The organism is Dialister sp. i34-0019-2H8, from assembly GCF_042846925.1.
In the GTDB taxonomy this organism is placed as follows: domain Bacteria; phylum Bacillota; class Negativicutes; order Veillonellales; family Dialisteraceae; genus Dialister.
The window spans coordinates 721,176-740,394 of sequence record NZ_BAABYQ010000001.1 but is presented as its reverse complement, the minus strand read 5'-3'; the positions used below and the strand labels follow the sequence as shown (position 1 = coordinate 740,394).

Here is a 19,219-nt window from a genome sequence, read left to right as displayed (position 1 = left end):
GATACGGGGATAGCGTCTTCCCCCAATCCCTAGCCGCCAGTCAACAACGCAAAAAAGGAGCTGTGAAGAAATGAGGATTCATTTCTTCACAACTCCTTTTTTAGCAGTCTATCGAAAAGACGATTTCCAGAAAGCCGATCACACCAGCTTGCTGAAGTCGCCCCAGGTATTGAAGAGGGCGAGGGTAGCGAGGAGCTGGGAGATGCGGTTGTTTTTGACGGCTTCGTCATCGACCATGACCATGACGTTGTCGAGGTAGTCATTGATCGGGGCCGTGAGTTCCTTGAGAGCCGGGAGGGCTTTTCCGTACTCGTAAGAAGCAAAGAGCGGAAGGGCTTTGGCAGAAACAGCTTCGAAAGCATTCTGGAGCTTCTTTTCCACGTCTTCTGTGAAGAGGGATGGATCAACCTTGCCGCCGGTCTTGCCCTTGGTGATATTCGCAAGACGGGTGACAGCCTGTCGGAGCTCGGCTTCGTCTTTCAGATGGCTTTCCGCCATGCTGCGCGCCTTCAGGAAGAGGGCATAAATGTCATCAACAGGGCCGGCGAGGACGGCGTCGATGATGTCGTAGGCGATGCCTTCATCAAGCATGATGGCTTTGATGCGCTGGCGGAAGAAGTCTTCGATCTGGGAGAGGACGGTCTTCTTCGTCTCTTCATCGCCCGGAAGAAGGGCAAGCGCTGCCTCTATGCCGCGGCGGATGTCCCAGTGGATCTTTCCATCAGTCAGGATATTTACGGCGCCGATGGTCTGACGGCGGAGCGCGAAGGGATCCTGAGAGCCGGTCGGGATGAGACCGCGCAGGAAGGTCGCAGCGAGGTTATCCAGCTTATCAGCGAGGGAGAGCGCGCGGCCGATTTCCTGCTGCGGGAGGATATCTCCGGCAAATCTTGGCATGTACTGCTCGAAGATGGCCTGTGCGACTTCCGGTTTTTCCCCGTCAAGGAGCGCGTATTCCTTGCCCATTTCGCCCTGCAGTTCGGTGAATTCGGTGACCATGCCGGTCGCGAGGTCGGACTTGGAGAGGAAGGCGGCGCGGTCGGCGTCAGCGGCTTTCTCTGCCGTGAAGCCCCAGTCCTTGCCGATGGCTTCCGTCAGTTTCTGAAGGCGGTCTGCTTTATCACGCATGTCTCCCATGCCTTCCTGATAGTTGATGCGGGTGAGGTCATCTCTGTGGCCTTCCAAGGTCTTCTTGCGGTCGTTTTCGAAGAAGAATTTCGCATCGTCGAGACGGGCACGGAGGACTTTTTCGTTGCCGTGCTGGACGTTTTCAAGGGCCTTGGTGCCGCCATTTCGAACAGTCAGGAAGTACGGCATGAGGGAGCCGTCTTCGTTTCTGACAGGATAGTATCTCTGATGGTCACGCATCGGGGTGACGACGGCCGGTACAGGGAGCTTCAGGAATTCATCATCGATCCTGCCATAGAGCGGAGTCGGGTATTCGACAAGGTAGTTGATCTCTTCCAGAAGGTCTGCATTGTGCCAGACGTGACCGCCGAGCTTATCTGCAACGGCGAGAAGGCCGGTACGAATCATTTCGCGGCGTTCATCCTGATCAACGATGACAAAGGCGTGACGCATGGTCTCCTTGTAGGAGAGCGGATCAGAGATCACGACAGGTTCCTTGCAGAGGAAACGGTGTCCGCGGCTGACATTGCCACTCTTGACGTGGGCAAATTCCATCGGGATGATCTCCTTGTCACAGAGAGCGACGATCCAGCGGACAGGACGGATGAAATGGGCTTCTTCATCGGCCCAGCGCATGCTTCTGGTGAAGTTCAGGCCGGTGATGAGGGAGAGGAAGAGCTCGGGAAGGACGTCTTCGACTTTCTTGCCCGCATGTACGACATGCGCCCAGGTGTATTCCCCTTCTTTGACGAGTTCAGATGGATCGATGTGCTGGCCGCGGGCAAATCCCTGGGCAGCGCGTGTCGGATTTCCATCAGCATCGAAAGCAGCTTTGACGGATGGGCCGCGTTTCTTGACTTCTTCATCCGGCTGGCGGTCTGCGGCATCCTTGACAAGGACGGCAAGGCGGCGCGGGGTCGCGTAGATGGTGATGTTTTCGGCAGCGATGCGATGGGCTTCGAACTGGGAAGCCGCGAGTGCTTTCAGCTGGTCTACGACACCGGACATGATATTGGCCGGCATTTCCTCTGTGCCGATTTCTAAGAGAAGATTCTTACTCATTTCGCTTCGCCTCCTTTAAGCATGGGGAATCCCAGCTCTTTGCGCTTTTTCAGCCAGGCCTTGGCGCACATGCGGGCCAGGTTTCTGACGCGGGAAATATATTCTGTACGTTCCGAGAGGGAGATCGCTCCGGCAGCGTCCAGCAGGTTGAAAGAATGGGAGCATTTCAGTACATAGTCATAGGCGGGGAGTACGAGGCCGGCCTTTACGACGCGCTGTGCTTCTTTTTCATACATGTCGAAGAGCTTGAAGAGCATGTCGTGGTCAGAGAGCTCGTAGCTGTAGACGGACTGCTCGTATTCATTCTGGTGCCAGATGTCGCCATAGGTGACACCATCGGTCCATTCGAGGTCATAGACATTGTCGACTTCCTGAATGTACATCGCGATACGTTCGAGGCCATAGGTGATCTCTACGGAGACCGGATGCTCATCGATACCGCCGACCTGCTGGAAATAGGTGAACTGGGTGATTTCCATGCCGTCGAGCCAGACTTCCCAGCCAATGCCCCATGCGCCTAAAGTCGGGGACTCCCAGTTATCTTCGACGAAGCGGATGTCGTGTTCTTGCGGATCGATACCGAGCTCTTTTAAGGATTCCAGATAGGTTTCCTGGATGTTATTCGGAGACGGCTTCATGATGACCTGGAACTGATGGTGCTGGTAGAGACGGTTCGGGTTATCCCCATAACGGCCATCATCCGGACGGCGGGATGGTTCCATATAGGCTACGTTCCACGGTTCCGGTCCGATGGTGCGCAGGAAGGTAGCCGGATTCATCGTGCCTGCGCCTTTTTCTGTGTCGTAAGCTTCTCCGAGTACGCAGCCCTGCTTGGACCAGAACTTCTGGAGTGCTAAGACGATCTGCTGAAAAGTCATTTGTTCCTCCTGATCGATGAAATGGGGTGTGACCGATCGATCACTGCGCTCCCATTTCCTGACAATATAAAAATCCCTGTAACAAAAAGTTACAGGGACGAGTTACAGAGATCATTAACCCGCGGTTCCACCCTCATTGACCCAAGGAAACACTGATTACATCGCAAAGTCTGATTTGATCAGTGTTCCCTAAGGCCCACCTTGATTTCTCTTATTTCCCTACTCTGTTCAGGAAACAGCTCAGAAACGCCTTCTGTCCATCGCCGGCCTCTCACCACCGCCGGCTCGCTTTGTCGGACATACTCCTCTTCCTCATCGCCGTATATGGGAACATTGTAGCAAATCGCGATGGAAATGTAAAGGGGCGTGATGCCCATGATTACGTTTGAAAGCCTCGCTTGAATGAGAAATTAGAAATGAGAAATGCGAAATGCGAAATGGTGGTGCGGCACATAAAAATATAGAAGCGCCGCAAAATTTTGATAGCGCTTCGCGCCATCGTCATCTCGAGCGTAGCCCTCGCTCTTCCTTGCAGAACGGTCAGTTCGCTAATTGCGCTATTTCAATCACCGTTTGCTTTTAATCCCCAGTCACTAGTCACTCGAGGCTCCTAATCCCTAGCCACCAATCCCTGCCTTCAAACTTCTGGGTTAGCCCATAGGGCGTGCTACCCTTTGATTCCGTTTGCCATCTCTAGTGAGGAATGAGGAGTGAGGAGTGGTGGTGCGGCGCAAATAATAATGAAGCGCCGCGAATATATATGAGGCGATGCCCGCTTAAGACGTTAGACGTTAGACGTCAGACGTCAGAAGTCTGATGTCTCCTAGTCTCCCAGTCTCTTAGTGACTAGTCACCAGTCACTAGCTACCAGTCACCTATTCTCCCAATAAAAAATCCGCTCACTGAGCGGATAAAAAAATGGAGCGGGTGAAGGGAATCGAACCCTCGTAACCAGCTTGGAAGGCTGGCGCTCTACCATTGAGCTACACCCGCATAAATGGTCGGAGCAGCAGGATTTGAACCTGCGACCCCTTGGTCCCGAACCAAGTGCGCTACCAAACTGCGCTATGCCCCGACAACGTAGATGATTATAGCATTTTGTTTTCTTTCTGTCAATAGGATTTTTATTGATAGTTTGATTTACCCTGTAGGATTACAATACATGTGTTACACATTGAAAACATGAAAAGCGAGATACCCTTGTGATATAGTTAATTCGTCAAAAGAAACTTTTATCAAAGGAGTATCTCGCATGAACAGTATATCACAACTTATGAAATATCGTAGATCTATGGTCGAATATGCATTGAAACATGGCGTTACTAAAACTGCCATCAAATACAATACATATCGCCAATACGTATATCGCTGGCTTCGACGTTATGACGGCTCACTGGAGTCCCTACGTAATAAATCCCGCAGGCCAAAACACCATCCCAAAGCACATACAGCTGCGGAATTAAAGCTCATTCAGGATATGAGGCGTCGAAATCCAGAAGCCGGTCTGGTGGTTTTCTGGGTAAAGCTGCGTCAGCGTGGATACAGTCGTTCAGTTACCGGACTTTACCGTACATTGAAACGCATAGGGGTGACTCCGGTGAAACCACCTAACCCCAAATATGTGCCCAAACCCTATGAACAGATGCTGTATCCAGGGCAGCGCATCCAGATTGACGTAAAGTTTGTGCCGTCCGCATGTCTGACTGGTGAAGCCAAAGGAAAACGCTTCTATCAATATACAGCCATTGACGAGTTCTCACGCTGGCGTTATGTGGAAGCCTTTGAAGAGCACAGCACCTACTCTTCCATGATATTTCTTGGGCATCTCGTTCAGGCTTTCCCGATGCCTATTGAATGTGTGCAGACAGATAACGGCACCGAATTCACTAAACGATTCACCAAAGCAAAGCTTGACGAAGACCTTACTCTTTTTGAGCGTAAATTAAAGGAATTAGGCATCAAGCACAAAAAGATTCGTCCCTTTACCCCAAGGCACAATGGGAAAGTAGAACGCAGTCATCGCAAGGATAACGAACGCTTTTATGCCACGCATTGTTTCTTCTCTTTTGAAGATTTCAGAATACAACTCAAACGATATAATTATCGAGATTATAACTGCTTCCCAATGCGACCGCTTGGATGGAAATCTCCAAAAGATACACTCCATGATTTCATCAAGCACGGTGTAACATATGTTTGACAAACCAACAATTTTTATTGATAGTTTGATTTACCCCCTTGTCTCCTAATAGCATTTATGCTATCATCAGTATAGGAAGAAGGAGTCTGCTATGTACAATATTGAGTTTTATACAAACAGAAATGGCCAATCTGAGATTCTGAATTTCCTTGAAGCATTGCGTACAAAAAGTAAAACCAGCAAAGATGCACGCATTCAATACAACCAGATTGTTTTCTATATCGATTTGCTTGCAAAGAACGGCAGCAATCTTCCCATTAAGATCACGAAACATTTAGAAGAAGATATCTGGGAGCTGCGTCCGGGTTATAACCGCGTTTTTTATTTCTATTATGACAACAAGCAATATGTGCTTCTTCATCATTTTCGCAAAAAATCGCAAAAGACGCCAGCGAAGGAGCTTCTCCGGGCCAAGGCAGAACGCGATGATTACATCAAACAAAAGGAGGAAAAATCATGAACTGGAATGACTATAAAGAGCACGTCAAAGCATGCAGTGAGGACGACCGTAGAAATATGGAAGAAATTGAAGCGGCGGCTGATATCGTCTCCTCCTTGATCAAGCGTCGGCAGGAGCTTGGCCTCAGCCAACGAGCACTGGCTGAGCGCTGCGGTATCCCACAGTCTTCTGTCGCCCGCATCGAGTCCTGCAGTGTAGCTCCCAAGCTCGATACTCTCATCAAACTGATGCAGGCACTACAGCTCAAACTGCAGGTAGCCGTTGCCAGCTGAATAGCAAACGGGTACGTCCCTAGCAAGCAAGGACGTACCCGTTTAGGATAACAAACCCCCGTAGCGGATATGTCCGCTGCGGCTTTTTTATTTCTCTTCCATGGCTTCTTTCTTTGCCTGGTAGGTGCCTGGCTGCGCCATGACCTTTGGTTTCTTCATTTCATTGTACGCCTGGATCATCATCGCACATTCTACGCGTTTCTTCTGGATCTCGCAGGTAATGTGGTACGGCTTATGAATGTCGCCGGCAAATGCTTCGTTATTCGCATGGCAGCCGCCGGAGCAGAAGAATTTCGCCCAGCAGTCGACACATTCCGGCTTGCTGAAGACGTGGTTCATGCGGAAGTCGCGCATCATCTTGAAGTTCTTGAGACCTTCATAGACGTTGCCGATGACGTAGCCTTCTCGTCCGACGAACTGGTGGCAGGGGTAAATATCGCCATTCGGTACGACGGCGAGATACTCGTGACCGGCACCGCAGCCGCGAAGACGCTTCGGGAGGCAGGGGCCCTTCCAGAGGTCCATATTGAAATGGAAGAAGAAGAATGGACGGCCTTCCTCTTCTCTTGCGATGAAGAGCTTGGCGAGGCGGTCATATTCCGCTTTGACGCGCGGCAGATCCTCTTCCTTGATGGAGTAGTCGGCAGTGTCTTCGCCGACGACCGGTTCCATGGATACAGCCGGGAAGCCCTTGTCGATCATATCGATGACGTCGGTCGTAAAGTCCATATTGTAACGGGTGAAGGTACCGCGGACATAGTATTCCTCGCCCTTGCGGTTCGCCACGCAGTACTGGAGATTCTTCACGATCTCATCATAGGTGCCTTCGCCATGGACACCCGGACGCATACGGTCATGCATTTCCTTGCGGCCGTCAAGCGACAGGATGAGACTGATGTGATTGTCCGTCAGGTATTTGACCTTTTCCTTGTCGAGCAGAAGGCCATTCGTGGTGAGGGACATCTTGATCTTCTTGCCGTGCTTCTTTTCCTGCTTGTGTACATAGTCGATGGTCTGCTGTACGACATGCCAGTTCATGAGCGGTTCACCGCCGAAGAAATCAAGCTCGCAGTGTTCACGCGGACCGCTGTGTGCGATGAGGAAATCGACAGCTCTTCTGGCAACGTCGAAGCTCATCAACATGCGCCACTGGCCATAGCCGCCCTGCCCGGCGAAGCAGTACTGGCAGCGCAGATTACAGTCGTGAGCGATATTGATGCAGAGTGCTTTGATGATCGGACGGTCTTCGATCGCCATTTTGTAATTCTTATCCATCGGTGCAAAGAGCACTTCTTTGGCGATGAGTTCATCAAGGTCATCCATGACTTCATTGAGTTCGGCCTCTTCGTAGTCTTTGGCCAGATTCGCCAGAACCATTCCCCGGTTGGTTCCATTGTAATACGCGAGGACCTTGTACGTCACATCATCGACGACATGTACGATGCCGCTGTTCACATCCATGACGATATTCATGCCGTTCTGCTGGAAACGGTGGATCATTGGCTTAACGTTGTAATCCATGAAATGTTATTCTCCTTTTATTGATTGCTTGCTGGTATATCAAGGTAAGGCTTATGGTCTGGAAGGGCTCAACAGTTTTATGACTTCAAAGGGATGGTGCGGCGCAGCCGATCAGGAAGCGCCGAAAATTCTGATGCTATTTCCCTTCCACCCTCATCCATTCTCTCACAAGAAAAGCCCCCGGTCTCAAGGCCGGGGGCTTGGCCGTGCATCAGCTTATGCTCTCTTTGCTTCTGCTTCTTCCTGTTCTGTGCAGATCAGGTTGCCAATGGTGCAGCTTGTTTTGCAAGCGGACTGGCAGGAAGTCTGACATTCACTGCAGCCTTCGAATTTGATGGAGTCCTGCAGAGAAGACTTGTTGATTGTAACGATGTGTTTGGACATGATGTCACCTCCCTGAAACCAAGATTTCTTGCATTATCATACCATAGGTGAGGGTAAATGTACACCCTCTCGAGAAAAGTTATTATAAGGAAGTGGGGGCCGGGCAGGCACATCGGTCCATTTTCCCTTCCATTCCTCATTTACAGCATCTGACAGATCCCGTAGATCGCGCCCACAGGGATAAGAGCCATCATGGCGAGCGCTCCGAAGCAGCCATTGCCTTTACCGTGTACGGTGAACCAGTCGTCCGCAATGCTCTTCATTTCCTGGAATTCTCTTTCGAGTCCCTGAAGGATGCGCCAGAGCTCGCGACAGTCGGCTTCGGTCATTTCTTCGCTGGCATCGACCTCAAAGCCTTCCTCCGCCTCAGCTTCGCGCTTCTTGCGCTCGGCTTCCTTCTTCGCCTTCTCTTCCGCAGCCGCCATCTGTCCTTTGATGGAGGATTTCCAGTCGCCTGTCTCCTCTTCCTTTGGGGCGACTTCCACCGCTTCCACTTCCTTCGGTGCTTCTTCCTTCGGTGCTTCTTCCTTCGGCGCTGCCTCTTCCTGATCGACGACCTTCAATAGCTCTGCCTTCAGGGCTTCCATGTCTTCGGTGTATTTATGAACGGCTGCATCCCAAAGTGCATAGTCGAGTTTCTTTTTGAAATCATACATCGTCCCCATTGTCGCCTGATTGAAAAGGAACTGGGTGTTGTCCATATCCGCAAAGATCTCGCCAATGCGTCCCTTGTGCTTGAACTTCGACTTGCCCACTTTGACAAAGTACATGTAGGTACCGATGTGCGCTCTCAGGTTTCCTATCGGGGTGTCGGATTCGTGCTTTTTATCAAAAAATCCCATGGATAGTTGCTCTCCTTACATTTTTACTTCTTCTTATTATATAGGGAACGAAGGGAAGGTTCAAGGTTTTTGAAAAGAGTGACTTGTGACTGGTAGCTTGTGTCCAGTCACTAGTCACTAAAATCTCCCTCAATACATCGCCTCATATCCTTCCCCCATCGTGATGAGTCCGATGCCCATGGCCTTCATGAGCGGCTCTACGAAGGGAAGATCCCGCAAAAAGAGGTCGTACTGCATCCCCTTTCCTACGACGAGACGTACCTCCAGCGTCGTTTCCTCCGGCAGCCGAAGATCTGCCATCAGCTTCTTCCGATCGACCAGCACGAGATGCGTGAACGCGCGAAGTACGCTCCGAAGCAGGCTGTCGGACGGATCGACCCTTTCAAGTGCTCTCACGAGAGAGTACGTCCCCACCCCTGACGGATTTCCATCATAGAGCAGCATGGAGGGGCGTCCTAGCTCCTGCGACCGATTTCCCAAAAGCACGAGCGCGACAGGCAGCACTTCGCCAAAAGGCGGAAAGACGCGCTGCTTGCGGATCCTTTGGAGATCGGGATCCTTCATCATGATGCCGACGCGATTCCCTTCGACCAATCGGTAAAGACCATGCGCTACCCCCATCCACAGATCCCGATGCCCGGTGAGCCAGCCGGCTGCGACAGCCGCGTACGGCTCCTTCGTATCCGCCGTGAGGCCGAATCGATTGATATAGTCCTTCTGATACAGAAGCTCCGGATGCTTGGCATCTTTTTCCAGGAGCGAGAGCAGCTCCGCGCGCGTCATCTGCGCCGGAGCCTGCGCTCCGCTCACGGGGACGCCGTACAGGCCGTGGAAGAGATACAGGCAAAAAACACCGAGCATCCCGCCCAGCTGCTTCAAAGGAAGAGACACCGGCTGTCTCCCCGCAGGCGTGAAGTGATCACTTCCTCCGCCGGTGATGAGCGTCACGATGGAGATCCGTGGCAGCTTTTCCATGCCGAGCATCTGCAAAAGAAGCGCTTTGTTCAGTGAGGTCTTGAGGCTCCAGCAGCGAAGGAGACGCGAAAGCGGCTTTTCTTTTTCCAGATATGGCCGGATCTCAAAGAGCGTGAGGCTCTTTCCTTCTTTATCGAGCGTCATAAAATCAAAGTATCCGATCTCCGCCATCGTCCCATCTGTCAGACGCACATCTCCGTCCAGCGGAATGGCATGGAAAAAATCCTTCTCCGAAAGCAGCTTCTGTGCCATGCGGCTCCCTCGCTCGGAAGTCTTGCCGATAGCGGTATGCACCATGCCCCAATTCGTATCCGTCATTTTCAGTGCTTCTGCGTGAGAGACGAGATACGTGCTGATGATGTCCTCATAGGATCGCCCTGTATCACTCGCCGCCCCGCCCTCTTGTATATAGTCCTTTACATACAGCTCGCCCGGACGCGCAAGATCCTTCTCCAGCTGACCGATCAATTCTGCTTCTGTGTATGCCATCGTGATCCACCTCCACTGCTATTGCTACTATCTTATCATATTTCGGAAACGGGTATAAGGAAATGACGGAAAATCGCAGGAGCAGCCTTTCCCTTGGATGCACGAAAGGCAGACGCCAGTCATTTCAGGCAATAAAAAAGCCCGCCCCAAGAGCGGATCGTTTCTGGAGCGGGTGAAGGGAATCGAACCCTCGTAACCAGCTTGGAAGGCTGGCGCTCTACCATTGAGCTACACCCGCATAAAAATGGTCGGAGCAGCAGGATTTGAACCTGCGACCCCTTGGTCCCGAACCAAGTGCGCTACCAAACTGCGCTATGCCCCGACAATGTTTAGAAGTATAGCACGGAAATTCAGATTTGTCAATACATTTTTAAAAGCCCATGACGCATATCCTGTTTCCTGAATGCAGGTGCATACGCTCGGCATGATTCTTGGAAAACACGCAGCTTTCTCTGAAATAGTAAAATTCATTTGACAAACCCCCACTCCATTTGTTACAATATTTCATGTCAATGCCGGTATAGCTCAGCTGGTAGAGCGGCGCATTCGTAATGCGTAGGTCGCAGGTTCAAATCCTGTTGCCGGCTCCAGAACATGAACGCCCATGTGTATGCATGGGCGTTTTTTTGTGATCCCCATCCCATCGGTTCTCCTCAGCAGAGCGCCGCCCGGGCTTTCCCATGCTTTTCCAGCTTCCATGCTCATTCGCCAAAAGCATTTGTGATTGAAGAACATACAGACTATACTAGTAACGCAGATCGGAGCTGCCACAGGCAGCCCTAGCCATCAAGGAGGATACGATATGAAAACATACAAACAGGCTCCCGTCATCGGCTCGCGCCGTGTGGATGAGAGCGCAGAAGGCAGCCGCGCAAAGGTATACTTCACCCGCGTGATCGATGCGGCGCACCTGATCTCGCTCTACGCACGGATCAATGATGCCATCTATGGCAAAGTAGCCATCAAACTGCATACAGGTGAAAAGCATGGGCCGAATATCCTGCCGCGTGACATGGTAGCTGCCTTTCAGAAGCAGGTGAAGGACAGCACGATCGTAGAAACGAATACGCTCTACCAGGGAGACCGCCACACGACAGCCATGCACCGCGACACCCTGCAGGTGAATGGCTGGACCTTCTGCCCCGTCGATATCATGGACGAAGAAGGGACTATCGAACTTCCGGTCCGTGGCGGCAAGCATTTCAAGACAGTCTCCATGGGCAGCCACATCGTGAACTATGACTCGATGATCGTCCTCACCCATTTCAAAGGACATGCCATGGGCGGCTTCGGCGGCTCGATGAAGAATCTCGCCATCGGCTGTGCGGATGGACGCATCGGCAAAAGCCAGGTCCATGGCGTCGATGTAAACAACCAGCCGGAAGACTGGAACGCCTGGCCAGGCAAGGAGCTCCTCATGGAGAACATGGCGGAATCCGCCAAAGCCACCATTGATCTCTTCGGCAAGCACATCGTCTACCTGAATGTCCTGCGCCGCATGTCTGTCGACTGCGACTGCGTCGGTCTCATCGCTGCCGAGCCGACGATCCCGGATATCGGCATCCTCGCCTCGACCGACCTTCTCGCCATCGATCAGGCATCGGTCGACCTCGTCTATCAGACCGCTTCAAATCAGGATCTCGTCAAGCGTATCGAGTCTCGCCACGGTCTCCATCAGCTGCAGGCAATGAAAGAGCTCAAGATGGGAAATCCGCAGTATGAACTCATCGAAGTGGAATGATAAAGGTTCAGCGGGTTCTATAGGTTCAAGAGGTTCAAAGGGATTGGTGCGGCGCATCATAATCAGAAGCGCCGCGGAATTTTGATAGCGCTTCGCGCCGTCGTCATTTCGAGCGTAGCCGAGAAATCTCTATGGCAGAACGCTCATTGCCTGCTGTGAGACAGCACCAAGACATCGTTTTCCCTCGGCGCATGCACGCTGATTTCCTGCGGTGCAGTAAAGATCCCTCGACTACGCTCGGGATGACGATGCCGGAGAATCCCAGTGACTAGTCACTAGTCACTCCTAATCCCTAATCCCTAGCCACTAGCTACTCTTCCCTGCTTTCAAACTTATCCCCCGGGTCGTGCCGCCCCATAGGTCCCCATAGCATCAAAAAGCATTTTCCCCGCGGAAAATGCTTTTTGGCTTTCATTTTACAGCCCCTCGTTCTTTGACTATAATTAAGGAAACGCTGATTAAATCGCAGAGTCCGATTTGGCATGTATTTTCATGCAATGCTTCGTCATAACCCTCCTTAAATAGCTCGCTATTCGCGTCGGATTATTCCTCGCCTTGCATGAAAATGCAAGAGCCAAGTCGGACAACGATTTAATCAGTGTTTCCTTAGGATAGAATCTATCATCTTCCCGGAGGTGCTCTCTATGAAAAAACGTACACTACTCCTGACGCTTGCTGCCTTTGGGGCAGCAACTGCGATTTCTGCCAATGAACCCACGCTCCCCTTCACGGCCGCAGTCAAAGAAAACGGCATGTGGGGCGCAGTGAATGGTGCCGGCCAAGTCGTGATCCCGATCTCATATGACCGTCTCAGCCTCTCACTCTCCGAGGCCGACGAGCAGAAGGAGGACCTTCTCTCTGAAGAGGGACGTGATGATCTCATCGAAGCAGAAAAAGGCGGACTTCGCGGATTCTTCACCCGCGCGGGAAAGGAAGTCATCCCGATCTCCTATGAAAGCCGCTCCATCTGGAAGGAAGGCGCTCTCGCCGTCCGTGGGAAGGACAAGAAAATCTCCTTCTATAAAAAGGATGGATCGCTGATCTCTCGTGCCGCCTACGATCAAGTCTCCGACTTCGAGAACGGCATGGCGATCGTAAAGCGGGGCGCGACCTATGGTTATCTTTCGCTCGATGGAAAAGAAGTGAAGCCTGTCTATCAGGAAGCGCGCTTCTTCGAAGACGGCCTCGCCGCCGTCAAAGAAAAAGGACGCTGGGGCGTCATCGATATGACGGGCCGCTATATCGTCTCCCCAACCTACAAGGACACCGGTGCTGCCTTCCAAGAGGGACGCCTCGCCGTCAAAAACCAGAAGAATCTCTGGGGCTACATAGATAGAGAGGGCAAGGAAATCATCCCTCCCGCTTACAAAGCCGTCTCGCCGGCCTTCAGCGAAGGCTATGCGGCTATCCTAGGCGACAGCAAGCTCTGGGGATTCATCGATACCGAAGGAAACGTCACCGCGAAGCCGCAGTTCAAAGCTGTGCTGACCCCCTTCTCCGAAGGTCTCTCCGGTGTCAAGACCATCGACGGCAACGGCTATGCCAGACCTGACGGCACCATCGCCTTCATGGCAGACTATGACCAGCTTTTCCCCTTCAAGGACGGCCTTGCCGAAGTCAGAGAAGGCGAGGTGGAGACGCGCGCCGTCCGCAGCCTTCCTCCTATCTCCATCGGCATCGGCTGGGGATGGGGCGACTGGCTTGCCTTCCGCCATCACCATCACCCATGGGGCTGGGGATGGGGCATCGGCCTGCCCATCTGGTATCCCGGCCGATACGACTATGAGCCTGTCCCATCCGTCACGGTCAAGCGCGGCTATATCGACAAGAACGGAAAAGTCATCGCCAGCCCCGCCAATGACCGCGTCTTCTCCGCCGGAAGAAAAGGCATCCTCCTTTCGAAAGACGGCCGCTATGGCTGGGTCGACCGCGAAGGTAACTACATCGCTCATACTATCTATACCGGTCTCCTCCCCGATGAGGAAGACGGCGTACTTCTCGCCAAAGACGAAAGCAAGAAATGGGGCCTCCTCTCCATGGAAGACGGTCACGAGCTTCTGCCATTCTCTTACAAGGAGATCCGATCCTTGGGCAGTGGTCTTTTCGGTTATAAGGAAGAGGGCAAATGGGGCATCGCAGACAAAGAAGGGACACGCCTCACCGCCCCCCTCTACCTCGCTGTATCGAAAGCAGGAGAAGGCCTCCTTCCCGTCAAGACAAAGAACGGCTGGAGCTTCCTCACACCTGCGGGTCATGAAGCCTTCCCTCATGACGACACCTTTTCCGACGTCACCCCCTTCTCCTCCGGTCTCGCTGGCGTCAAAGTCAAAGGCAAATGGGGGCTCATTGATAAGACGGGGCGCTATGTCATGCGCCCCGCTTATGAGGATCTGGATATTTTGTGACAATGGCACAGACAATGCCATTCCGTGAAAAAAACGCTGATCCGATCGCTTTGCGATCAGATCAGCGTTTTCTTATTCCTCCTCGATCTCGCCTTCGACCTCAAGATACAGCTTCTCGAGAGCATCCACAGTCTCTTCTTTGGCCTGCCACAGACCTCGCCGCGCTGCCTCAAGGAGCGTCTCAGTGATGCGGCTAAGCGCCCATGGATTCACACGCTTCATCCAGTCCTGCACCTTGGGATCCAAGGCATAGGCGGCGGAGAGCTTCTCATACATCCAGTCCTCCATGACATCGCTCGTCGCATCCCACTGGAAACTGACGGCGACGCGATTTGAAAGATCTGCCGCGCCTTTGTAGCCATGCTGCATAAGGCCTTCGATGAATTTCGGATTCACAGTCTCCGTGCGGAAGATACGCTTCGCTGCCGCTTCGACAGTGCGTACCTTAATGCGGCTCCGATCGCTGCTGTCCCCTTCGTAGGCATGCGGTTTCTTTCCCGAGCAGCTTCTGACCGCTGCGATCAAGCCGCCGTGGTAAGCATTATAGTCGTCCGATGACATCATATTGGTCTCATGGTTATCCTCATTCTTGATGGTGACTTCCATATGCGAGAGACGCTCACGGAAGAGCTCGGGCTTGTAGCTGCCATTTGACTTCGATCCATAGGCATGACCGCCCCATCGGATGAAAACATTCGCGAGGTCATCAAGGCTGTCCCAATTTTTCTCCTCCAGAAGCGCCGCAACGCCTGCACCATACGTCCCCGGGGCATCCCCAAAGATGCGATACGCAGCCTCCCGCCACGCCTCTTCCTTGGGCGAGCCTTTCTCTTCCATGATCCGGCTGTCCTCGGAAATATGTTTCCTGACGTAATTATCCTCGTCATTTTCCGCAAGAGAGGCGGCGAGCAGCACCGCCCTGTCCATGAGCGAGACGACAGAGGGCATGGTATCGCGGAAAAGACCGCTGATGCGCGCCGTCACATCGATGCGCGGACGCTGCAGCTCCGACAGGGGAATGGGCTCCATACGCTTCACATAGAGGCTGCCCGGCTCCCAGATCGGACGGATGCCCATGAGATAGAGAAATTCCGCGATGCACTGCCCGTGACTTCGCATATTCGCACCCGACCAGAAAACCATGCCGACGCTTTCCGGATACCGGCCTTCGCTCTCGATATATTGCGAGATGACCTGATCCCCAAGCTCTTTTCCCACCTCCCATGCCGTCCTTGTCGGCAGACGCCGCGGATCGATGCCATAGAAATTCACCCCTGCCGGCAGAAGAGAGACACCTCCCGCGTGCGGAGAGCCGGAGATCCCCGGCACAATGTAACGGGCAGAAAGCCCGCGAAGGGTATGCTCCATTTCCTTTTTTGTCTCTGCAAGGCGCGGATATACCTCCTCACAAACGAAACGAAGCAGCGGCTGCTCTCTCTCTGTCCCCAGTGTCTTCGCCTTCTCTTTGTCGAAATGCAATTCTGCCAGCTTGCGGACCAGACCCTCTGCCTTCCACTGAAGGCGCGCCATCCACTCGCCCCCGGTGAGACCATTCGGAAAAAGTGTCTGTGCCTGTCCCAACAGCGTATCTACGGATGTCCCCTCCTCCTCAGCCAGCAGCTCACAGATCGAGGGGATGTCACCATTCGGCAGACGAAGAAGAGCCAATATTTCATGGATGAGCGTTTCCCCCTTCGGCATCTCTCCCAGAATGTGCAGTCCGACATGGCACTCGCTATTTTTAAGATCCTCGATATAGCAGTGAAGGCGCGAAAGATACCCTGCCAAATCCGCTTCCGTATACGGCACCTCCCCGTCCAGACTTGCTTTCTCCGCAAGCTCACGGATCCGTGGTACCAGCCGCTTCGCCGTTTCTGGTTCCGATTTCTCAAAATGCGCGTACTCATCCATCGCCTGCTCCAGCTCAGAGAGCTCCTCATACGTCCCTGCCTCTTCCATCGGTGCAGGCAAATGATCCACAAGACATGCACCGCCGCGCCGCTTCGCCTGGATTCCCTCTCCCGTGATCGTCATATGGTAGGGATAGATATTCGGCAGGCTTCCCAGAGCTAAATCAGGATAGCTTCCTCTATCCATCCCCGCACTTTTCCCCGGAAGCCATTCCAGATTTCCATGCGTCCCCACATGGACCACGGCATCAGCTCCCCATACATCACGGATCCACTGATAGTATGCCAGATACTGATGCGTCGGTGCGATAAAAGGATCATGATAGATCTTCGACGCATCAAAGCCATACCCGCGCGGCGCCTGCACCGTGAGGAAAATATGCCCGTCCATCAGCCCCGGTACCAGAATATCGCCCGACTCCGTCGTCATGACCCTGCCAGGCGCCTTTCCCCAGTCCTTCTCCATCTGCCGCCGCGTCTCTTCGGGGAAGGTAGCAAAGAGATCACAGTAGAGCTTCTTTTGGACCTTCTGACACGCCGCCTCCTGCTCCTCCGTCAGCATCGAGCGGTCATTCGTCGCCTGCGCCGTCAGCCGCTTCATGAAGGTCTCCGTGTCCTCCGGGATGAAATCGACCTGATAGCCTGCCTCCTTCATGAAGCCGAGCAGACGGCGCACGCTCTCGATGCTGTCCAGACCATACGCACTCCCGATGTTCGAATTCTTCGGCGGGTAATTGTGAAAAATGATCGCGATCTTCTTCTCCGCATTCGGTTTCCTGTGCAGTCTCGCCCATGCCCCCGCCCGCGAGACCATCGCACGCATACGCTCGGGGATGGGCAGGTACTCCACCTCCCCATCCTCCTTCACATGCTTCGCAGCGATCGGCATCCCATGAATGATCCCATCAAATTCCGGCATCGTGACCGAGATGGAGATCTCCATCGCATTCATTCCCTCCGGCGAAGCCTCCCACTCCTCCTTCGGAGCGATCAGAGAGTAGGCCTCCAGCACAGGGACGCCCATTTCTTCCAGCGCCTTGATGGAAATCGACCCCGACGTCGTAAAGGAGAACTTCATCACATTCACGATGACATCGACGAGAGGCTTTCCCTCCTTCATGAAATACTTCTCAAACACCTCATGGATCGTCGGCATCCCCAGCTTCGGATCCGGCAGACCATTCGTGAAGACGGCAATGACATTGAGCCCCTTCCGCTCCGCCTCCTCTATGAATGCCTTCTGGTAATGCAGGTCATCCCAGATCCACTCATCCCGATAGAAGAGAAGCCCCAGCGTCGGACGCCCCGCCTGCAGGAAAGCCTTCTCATACAAGGAAAGATCCGTCATGAATTTCTTCGCCATCCCCGGATGATAGATCCCTGCCCAGCAGATTGGCGACGGCGGCTCCGCATCAGGCATCCCCTGATCAAAAAGGGAACGCGCATAGAGCCACAGATTCTTGTAATTCGTCAGACCCCCATAGAACGAGTACGCCTTCATAGCCTCGATGTCCTTTGCCGCGACCCGCTCTACGCACTCCTCCTCTGCCGATCCCGCCGCATCCATGTAATACGGGATCCCTTCCCGCGAGAGAAAATGCATACACGCCGTCCAAAACTTCGTACGGATCGTATTTCCCATGAAACGGATCATGACCAGTGCGCTCCCGCGTAGTTTTTCTTCCCACGACGCGCTCCACGCAGAGCCATCCTCCGTCTTTACGACCTGTGAGGATGCGGGCATCTCTCCATCTGCGATCAATTCGTCAAGCGCACGGCGCATCATGAAATAGCGACGATCAATATTCGTCATATAAATGATTTTGGGTGTCATAGGTGAGTCTCCTTATACCTCATTCAATCATCCCATTCATCAGTCAAGCAAAAATGCAAACGGGCGAAATGCGAGAAGGGGTGAAATGTCCTAGCCCCTCATCCCTAGTCACTAGTCACAAACACTTCCGGATACACCGCCCGCGCCGCCGCTTCCACTGCGTCCACGACATGCTGGCTCATGACGTACTTGTACTTCTCCGAAAAGGGCACGAGCCGCCTCTCTTTGACCGCCGTCACTTCGCGGAGAGCAGGATTTGACAGAAGCCCCTCCTCGAAGGCCTTCGTATCATCCCCCGCCTTCACCCGCCAGGTGGGAAGAAGGATCACATCCGGGTCGATCTTCGGGAGGATCTCCAAAGAAAGGTACGCATCCGCCCCCTTCGGCACCTCATACACCGCTGCCCCATCCTTCACATGCGCGAGACGCAGGACATCCGAAAACAGCGTCCCCTTCTTGCCCAGGATCCCGCGGAATGACATGCCGAGAGCCACCCGCTCCTTATCCGGTGAAACCACTGAGAGCTTAGACGCAAGAGCGGCCAGCTTCGACTCCATGTCAGAAACCAGCGCCTCCCCCTTCTCCTCTTCGTGGACTGCTTTCGCAACGCCGCGCACCTTCCCCTTCATTTCCTCTACCGTCGTCGGGATGGTGGAAACATAGACAGGGACACCAGAGCGTGTGAGTACCTCGACCGTCTGCATGGGCGTAGACGTCGAAGCGATCACCAGATCCGGTGCAAGCGCCAAAATATGCTCCGGCTCCATATCGACCGTCCGCCCGACCCGGCTGACCTCGTCCTTGGTGAGGAAACTGATCCCGTCATCTCCCGCATACTTCGAGTAGGCGGCAATGCGCCCAGGGGAAAGAAGCGCCGTCAGTATCTCATCCGTCCCATACGTGAGCGAAACGATGCGCGTAGGATGGATGGGCGCGGATATAGTGCGCCCGGCATCATCCGTCATACTTCGCGTCTCACTTTGCGGCGCGGGCGTGACCGAGCAGGCAGGAAGAAGGATCGATGCCAGCGCGGCAAGTATCGTAAAAAAAATTCTTTTCCACATAGCTTCCTTTTGGCTCATCAAATAAAAAGCGGCGGCAGCCTTTGGCTGTCAGCC

Annotated in this window: 13 protein-coding genes and 5 tRNA genes; 6 read left to right on the top strand and 12 right to left on the bottom strand. The window is 53.3% G+C overall.

The window, feature by feature from the left end:
- Positions 1-138: 138 nt before the first annotated feature.
- The 4 genes from glyS to ACGG9R_RS02995 form a co-directional block, all read right to left on the bottom strand.
- Positions 139-2,190, bottom strand: a complete 2,052-nt coding sequence (gene glyS, locus ACGG9R_RS03010) for a glycine--tRNA ligase subunit beta (protein WP_390151270.1) — start codon at positions 2,188-2,190, stop codon at positions 139-141.
- A complete protein-coding gene (glyQ, locus tag ACGG9R_RS03005; RefSeq protein ID WP_055237553.1) occupies positions 2,187-3,068 on the bottom strand; it encodes a glycine--tRNA ligase subunit alpha in 882 nt (293 codons plus the stop codon). Before glyQ ends, glyS begins: the two co-directional genes overlap by 4 nt.
- Positions 3,069-3,987: 919 nt before the next feature.
- Positions 3,988-4,061 (bottom strand) — tRNA-Gly (locus ACGG9R_RS03000).
- A gap of 5 nt (positions 4,062-4,066) precedes the next feature.
- Positions 4,067-4,143: transfer RNA gene (locus tag ACGG9R_RS02995), tRNA-Pro, on the bottom strand.
- Between the two features lie 177 nt (positions 4,144-4,320).
- Between ACGG9R_RS02995 and ACGG9R_RS02990 the strand changes: the two genes are divergently transcribed.
- The 3 genes from ACGG9R_RS02990 (at position 4,321) to ACGG9R_RS02980 (ending at position 6,000) form a co-directional block, all read left to right on the top strand.
- Positions 4,321-5,268 (top strand): DDE-type integrase/transposase/recombinase, encoded by a 948-nt coding sequence (locus ACGG9R_RS02990; protein ID WP_390151267.1) that lies wholly within the window; start codon positions 4,321-4,323, stop codon positions 5,266-5,268.
- A gap of 91 nt (positions 5,269-5,359) precedes the next feature.
- Positions 5,360-5,728 carry a type II toxin-antitoxin system RelE/ParE family toxin gene (locus tag ACGG9R_RS02985; RefSeq protein WP_390151264.1) on the top strand — a complete coding sequence of 123 codons (369 nt, stop codon included), beginning with the start codon at positions 5,360-5,362 and terminating at the stop codon, positions 5,726-5,728.
- Positions 5,725-6,000 (top strand): helix-turn-helix domain-containing protein, encoded by a 276-nt coding sequence (locus ACGG9R_RS02980; RefSeq protein ID WP_390151261.1) that lies wholly within the window; start codon positions 5,725-5,727, stop codon positions 5,998-6,000. Before ACGG9R_RS02985 ends, ACGG9R_RS02980 begins: the two co-directional genes overlap by 4 nt.
- A gap of 87 nt (positions 6,001-6,087) precedes the next feature.
- Here the strand turns inward: ACGG9R_RS02980 and scfB are convergent, their stop codons facing one another.
- From scfB to ACGG9R_RS02950, 6 genes are all read right to left on the bottom strand, one after another.
- The gene (gene scfB, locus ACGG9R_RS02975) at positions 6,088-7,521 is read right to left on the bottom strand and encodes a thioether cross-link-forming SCIFF peptide maturase (RefSeq protein WP_390151259.1); all 1,434 of its coding nucleotides are present in this window, start codon (positions 7,519-7,521) and stop codon (positions 6,088-6,090) included.
- Positions 7,522-7,737: 216 nt separating this feature from the next.
- The gene (gene scfA / locus ACGG9R_RS02970) at positions 7,738-7,905 is read right to left on the bottom strand and encodes a six-cysteine ranthipeptide SCIFF (RefSeq protein WP_022106300.1); all 168 of its coding nucleotides are present in this window, start codon (positions 7,903-7,905) and stop codon (positions 7,738-7,740) included.
- Positions 7,906-8,045: 140 nt separating this feature from the next.
- Positions 8,046-8,747, bottom strand: coding sequence for a hypothetical protein (locus ACGG9R_RS02965; protein ID WP_390151255.1), 702 nt, complete (start codon positions 8,745-8,747; stop codon positions 8,046-8,048).
- 129 nt (positions 8,748-8,876) lie between these two features.
- A complete protein-coding gene (locus ACGG9R_RS02960) occupies positions 8,877-10,211 on the bottom strand; it encodes a hypothetical protein (RefSeq protein ID WP_390151252.1) in 1,335 nt (444 codons plus the stop codon).
- Between the two features lie 164 nt (positions 10,212-10,375).
- Positions 10,376-10,449 (bottom strand) — tRNA-Gly (locus tag ACGG9R_RS02955).
- A 7-nt stretch (positions 10,450-10,456) separates the two neighbouring features.
- A tRNA-Pro gene (locus ACGG9R_RS02950) sits at positions 10,457-10,533 on the bottom strand.
- Positions 10,534-10,725: 192 nt separating this feature from the next.
- Here ACGG9R_RS02950 and ACGG9R_RS02945 point away from each other — a divergent pair.
- The 3 genes from ACGG9R_RS02945 to ACGG9R_RS02935 all read left to right on the top strand — a co-directional run bounded on the left by ACGG9R_RS02945 (position 10,726) and on the right by ACGG9R_RS02935 (position 14,357).
- Positions 10,726-10,801 (top strand) — tRNA-Thr (locus ACGG9R_RS02945).
- A 212-nt stretch (positions 10,802-11,013) separates the two neighbouring features.
- The gene (locus ACGG9R_RS02940) at positions 11,014-11,952 is read left to right on the top strand and encodes a DUF362 domain-containing protein (RefSeq protein ID WP_390151249.1); all 939 of its coding nucleotides are present in this window, start codon (positions 11,014-11,016) and stop codon (positions 11,950-11,952) included.
- A 644-nt stretch (positions 11,953-12,596) separates the two neighbouring features.
- Positions 12,597-14,357, top strand: coding sequence for a WG repeat-containing protein (locus ACGG9R_RS02935; RefSeq protein WP_390151246.1), 1,761 nt, complete (start codon positions 12,597-12,599; stop codon positions 14,355-14,357).
- A 72-nt stretch (positions 14,358-14,429) separates the two neighbouring features.
- Here the strand turns inward: ACGG9R_RS02935 and cobN are convergent, their stop codons facing one another.
- A complete protein-coding gene (gene cobN / locus ACGG9R_RS02930) occupies positions 14,430-18,101 on the bottom strand; it encodes a cobaltochelatase subunit CobN (RefSeq protein WP_390151243.1) in 3,672 nt (1,223 codons plus the stop codon).
- Between the two features lie 104 nt (positions 18,102-18,205).
- Positions 18,206-19,165 carry an ABC transporter substrate-binding protein gene (locus ACGG9R_RS02925; protein WP_390151240.1) on the bottom strand — a complete coding sequence of 320 codons (960 nt, stop codon included), beginning with the start codon at positions 19,163-19,165 and terminating at the stop codon, positions 18,206-18,208.
- Positions 19,166-19,219 lie beyond the last annotated feature (54 nt).

What these genes read in the sequence shown, in the direction of transcription:
- glyS (WP_390151270.1), bottom strand. Translation starts at nt 2,190, where the DNA reads ATGAGTAAGAATCTTCTCTTAGAAATCGGCACAGAGGAAATGCCGGCC.
- glyQ (WP_055237553.1), bottom strand. Translation starts at nt 3,068, where the DNA reads ATGACTTTTCAGCAGATCGTCTTAGCACTCCAGAAGTTCTGGTCCAAG.
- ACGG9R_RS02990 (WP_390151267.1), top strand. Translation starts at nt 4,321, where the DNA reads ATGAACAGTATATCACAACTTATGAAATATCGTAGATCTATGGTCGAA.
- ACGG9R_RS02985 (WP_390151264.1), top strand. Translation starts at nt 5,360, where the DNA reads ATGTACAATATTGAGTTTTATACAAACAGAAATGGCCAATCTGAGATT.
- ACGG9R_RS02980 (WP_390151261.1), top strand. Translation starts at nt 5,725, where the DNA reads ATGAACTGGAATGACTATAAAGAGCACGTCAAAGCATGCAGTGAGGAC.
- scfB (WP_390151259.1), bottom strand. Translation starts at nt 7,521, where the DNA reads ATGGATTACAACGTTAAGCCAATGATCCACCGTTTCCAGCAGAACGGC.
- scfA (WP_022106300.1), bottom strand. Translation starts at nt 7,905, where the DNA reads ATGTCCAAACACATCGTTACAATCAACAAGTCTTCTCTGCAGGACTCC.
- ACGG9R_RS02965 (WP_390151255.1), bottom strand. Translation starts at nt 8,747, where the DNA reads ATGGGATTTTTTGATAAAAAGCACGAATCCGACACCCCGATAGGAAAC.
- ACGG9R_RS02960 (WP_390151252.1), bottom strand. Translation starts at nt 10,211, where the DNA reads ATGGCATACACAGAAGCAGAATTGATCGGTCAGCTGGAGAAGGATCTT.
- ACGG9R_RS02940 (WP_390151249.1), top strand. Translation starts at nt 11,014, where the DNA reads ATGAAAACATACAAACAGGCTCCCGTCATCGGCTCGCGCCGTGTGGAT.
- ACGG9R_RS02935 (WP_390151246.1), top strand. Translation starts at nt 12,597, where the DNA reads ATGAAAAAACGTACACTACTCCTGACGCTTGCTGCCTTTGGGGCAGCA.
- cobN (WP_390151243.1), bottom strand. Translation starts at nt 18,101, where the DNA reads ATGACACCCAAAATCATTTATATGACGAATATTGATCGTCGCTATTTC.
- ACGG9R_RS02925 (WP_390151240.1), bottom strand. Translation starts at nt 19,165, where the DNA reads ATGTGGAAAAGAATTTTTTTTACGATACTTGCCGCGCTGGCATCGATC.